We start from the raw sequence: 3764 nt of genomic DNA on the forward strand, positions 1-3764 counted from the left end.
TCAACGTCGTGTTGATCTATCTGACCGTGGCGGGTTAGCGAGAATTCCGTTTGACTCAGATCGACGCTGGCGTGCAGATCACTCGCAGTTCTTCGCACCAACGTCGACCTCGACAAACGAAGCTCTACAAGTACCGCTGCACGCCGCCATGCCCGTGGCACGTTCCACTCGAGTGGGGATGCTCGCTGAACGACCAGCTTCCATCGGCACATTGGGCAGTGGCATTAGGCGGCTGCGAGCCGCCCTTTTGCGGATACGGCACACAATCCCCCGATGCGGCGGTGTAGCAGCCGCCGCCAGGTGACGAGTAAGCCGGTGACGCGAATCCGACGCCGACCAAGGCGATGACCGCCGCGATGAAAGTTATCCGGGACAACATCTGCCCGAACCTCCTGCTTGCAGATGTTCCTGTTGGTGACGGTCCCGAGTGCCGGTCGGAGCGTATGCGCAGGCGTGGTTGCTCACACGTGGATTTGTGAAAATTCGTAGCCACGCTGATCGCAGGACATCGCAAGAAAATCGCAAGAACTTCGCCAAGACCTGGCAAGCGGCGTCGGTGACTCTGATCCTGCCCGCCGCGGCGCGGAAAAAAGTCTTAAAAAATTGTCCGACTCACGCCGGGTCCGTGCTCCTACCTATGACGGCGGCCCAACCCGGGCCGCGACCCGCACCGAAGGAAGCGCCTCATGAGCACCTGGAACGACATGGATCGAACCGCCCTCGCGCCACGCGCCGACGACGTCACCGAGGCCTGGGCCTGGGCGTCGAGCCCGCTCGGCGACCCAACCGACGAGTCCGGCGATCGTTCGAACGGTCGCACGTTCGCGAGCGCCCCGGCCACCAACCGGAAGCCCATCGACAAGCTGTGGGTGGCCGCGGGCGTGGTCGGCCTAATCGGCGCGGGCGTCGCGCTGAGCATCGCCCTGCTGAGCCACCCGCACCAACCGGGGCCCGTGGCCGTGACGTCGGGCTCGACCGTCGTCCCCGCGGCCGCTCCGCTCTCCGTAGCGCCGGCCCCCGTCGCCGCCGTCGTGCCATCGCCGGACAACGGGCCGGCCCCCGCCCCGGCGGTCGCCCTGCCCGAAGCGGCGCCTCAGGCCCCGACCCCCGCCGCGGTGGTCGCGCCTCCGCCCGACAACCCCGCGCCGCCGGCCGACCTGGGTACCCCTCCCGACGCCGCGCCCCAAGGCCCAGTCGTCGTCGTGAACGCACCCCCTGTCTGGGTGCCGATTCCGCCGCCGCAGCTACCGCCGCCGCCTTCGCTGCCGCCGCTGCCCGCGCCGCCGAAACTGCCCGCCCCGCCGAAACTGCCGCCGCCACCGCCGCCACCGGTGTTGTGCCTGCCCCCGCACCACCTCGTGCAGGGCGTGTGCAAGTGACGCCGCGGGCCCGGGCGAGGCTGGTATCGATCCTGACCTCCCATGCGGCCACCACGGAGCTGGAATTTCTCGTGCTATTTGACCGCGGTGCGCGCACACTTATTCGCAGCGTCGGTTCTCGCACGAGGCACACCGACGCCTCATCGGCTGGGGAAACGATGTGACGACCGCGCTATCCAACTTTGACATCGTCAGCGACGGGGAGCTGGCCCGCGCCGCGGCGACGGGCGATCGACGCGCCTTTGCCATGATCTACGACCGTTACGCCGACCGGCTGCACGACTTCTGCATCGGCATGGTCCGCGATCGCGACACCGCGGCCGACTGCGTGCAGGACGTCTTCTGTTCCGCCGCGACCCAACTCCCCAAGCTGCGCGACCCCGAGCGGCTCCGGCCCTGGCTGTACGCCATCGCCCGCAACGAGGCGCTGCGTTGCATCCGGGACCGCCGCCGCGAACAGGTCTCCGACGAGCTGCCCGAGGCCGCGTCGCACGACGCCGGACCCGACACCCTGGCCGCGCGCAACGAGCTGGCCGCCCTGGTCGCCGAAGCCGCCGGCGGGCTCGTCGACCGGGACCGCGCGGTGCTGGAGTTGGCGTACCGCCACGGCCTGGACGGGCCCGAGCTGGCCAACGCGTTGGAGGTCAGCCCGGGCACCGCCAACAAGATGGTGTCGCGGCTGCGCACAACGATCGAATCGTCGTTGGGTGCGCTGCTGGTGGCCCGGCGCGCCGAGCACACCGCCGACAAATGCGCCGAGCTGGGCACCATCCTGGCCGGCTGGGACGGGCGCTTCAGCGTGCTCATGCGCAAACGCATCACTCGCCACATCGAGTCCTGCTCCGTCTGCGAAGAAGAACGGAGCCGCCTGGTCAACCCGGTCGCGCTGCTCGGTGCGGCGCCGGTGTTCATCCCCGCGCCTGGCTGGTTGCGCGATCAAACGCTGGGACAGATCCGGCTGACTTCGGCCGACAGCGACATGCACATGGACGACGGCGGAGACGGCCACGGCTCGTCGGACGACGCCGGCTATGCGCCGACCGCGGCCTCGTGGGCCGCCGCCGCGGACCAGCACGACGGGGACTACCTCGAAACCGCGCAAGCGCACCGGGCGCGCCGGTTCATCCCGTGGATCGCGCTGTTCGCGGGCACCTTCATCCTCGCGCTGGGGCTGATGTACAGCTTCCTGTACCACCACAAAACGGCCATCACGCCGACCGAATTGAGTCGGTTCGCGCCCGCGCCGATGATGAAGCCGCCCGCACCGCCGGTCGCCAACCAGCTCCCGCCGACGCCGCCCGCGAACCCGGTGGCCCCCGTTTTCTCGCCCCCGCCCGTTCAGGCGTCGGCGGCCTCGGCGGCGCGCTCGGCGATGACGTCGGTCATCTCTTCCAGGCCGCCGCCATGGATGGCGAGGAAACCGAAACGCGATCGCAGCCGGCTCTCCTCGGTCACGCCTGGCTCGCCCAATAGCGCCGAAAGTGATTGCGGTGCAGGGGTTGTCGCGGCGACGGGGCGGGGCCAGCGGGACGGGTCCCAGCGGCGCAGGAAGTCGATCCATCGTTGCGGTAGTCCGTGCTGCGCGGCGCCGTCGATGATCCTGGGCAGATAGCCCGGCCGCGGCGGGCCCGGGATGACCCGGTGATCGATGTAAACCCAGGCCGGTGATGGCCCGTCGCCGGTGTGCACGGTCAGCCGGTCGCGCCGGTAGCGCACCGGCACGCCCTCGGCGCTGTCCAGCGTCGCCAGGTCGTCGTCGGAGACTTGCCACAACACCCCGTGCACCTCGTTGCCGGCGAACGGCTCGACGGTGGCCACGCCGCGCTGGTTGATCAGCCAGTCGTGGTCGGCCAGCACCGCCGGCCGCGGATCCGCGGCGTCGGGGCAGCGCAACGCCATCTGCCTGACGCACAGATTCGACCCGTATGCGAAATAGGGGTGCCGGCGGGCCGGCATCTAGGCAGTCACCGTCTGGGCGCTGAGACCTTCGACCAAGCTAACTCCCGCGAGCTTCTCCACGGACGACGACGTTCTCATAGTGCCGTACGGGGCTACCCGGGCGCTACGTACCGGTCACCTGAGGATCGGGCCGGCCGGACTCGACGGCGGTGGTGACGGCGGCGGGTTCGGCTTAGGCGGAGGGAGCGGCCGGGGTGGAACGGGCGCCGGCGTCCCGGAAGGCGGAGGCGCCTTCGGCGGCGACGGCGGCGGATACCGTGGCGGCGACGGATGGGTTCCCGAGGGCGGCGGCGGCAGCACGACCGGCGGCGGGAGGATCACCGGCGGCGGCAGCACCACGACGGGCGGGGGCAGTACCACCGGCGGGGGCGGCGCGATCGGCGGGGGCGGCGCGACCGGCGGCGGGGGGGCCACCGGCGGGGGTGG

At 70.5% G+C, this 3764-nt stretch carries 2 protein-coding genes and 3 pseudogenes; 3 read left to right on the forward strand and 2 right to left on the reverse strand.

All coding sequences use genetic code 11. The features are described from left to right. Positions 1 to 124 precede the first annotated feature (124 nt). A complete protein-coding gene (locus A5712_RS32745) occupies positions 125 to 379 on the reverse strand; it encodes a DUF3761 domain-containing protein (RefSeq protein WP_081665296.1) in 255 nt (84 codons plus the stop codon). A gap of 307 nt (positions 380 to 686) precedes the next feature. On the opposite strand from A5712_RS32745, the gene A5712_RS23925 reads away from it, so the two are divergent. Together A5712_RS23925 and A5712_RS32150 are read left to right on the forward strand one after the other, a co-directional pair. Beyond that, the gene (locus tag A5712_RS23925; RefSeq protein ID WP_068110846.1) at positions 687 to 1379 is read left to right on the forward strand and encodes a hypothetical protein; all 693 of its coding nucleotides are present in this window, start codon (positions 687 to 689) and stop codon (positions 1377 to 1379) included. A gap of 247 nt (positions 1380 to 1626) precedes the next feature. Continuing rightward, a pseudogene (locus tag A5712_RS32150) lies at positions 1627 to 2067 on the forward strand (RNA polymerase sigma factor); the annotation flags it as partial. A gap of 653 nt (positions 2068 to 2720) precedes the next feature. Here A5712_RS32150 and A5712_RS30475 read toward each other — a convergent pair. Then, a pseudogene (locus A5712_RS30475) lies at positions 2721 to 3335 on the reverse strand (gamma-glutamylcyclotransferase); the annotation flags it as partial. 82 nt (positions 3336 to 3417) lie between these two features. On the opposite strand from A5712_RS30475, the pseudogene A5712_RS32520 reads away from it, so the two are divergent. Then, positions 3418 to 3764, forward strand: a pseudogene (locus A5712_RS32520) (PE family protein); the annotation flags it as partial.

The organism is Mycobacterium sp. E2327, assembly GCF_001672675.1.
In the GTDB taxonomy this organism is placed as follows: Bacteria; Actinomycetota; Actinomycetes; order Mycobacteriales; family Mycobacteriaceae; genus Mycobacterium.

Bases quoted from the DNA above. Each gene is read 5' to 3' on its own strand.
- A5712_RS32745 (WP_081665296.1), bottom strand. From the start codon at position 379: ATGTTGTCCCGGATAACTTTCATCGCGGCGGTCATCGCCTTGGTCGGC.
- A5712_RS23925 (WP_068110846.1), top strand. From the start codon at position 687: ATGAGCACCTGGAACGACATGGATCGAACCGCCCTCGCGCCACGCGCC.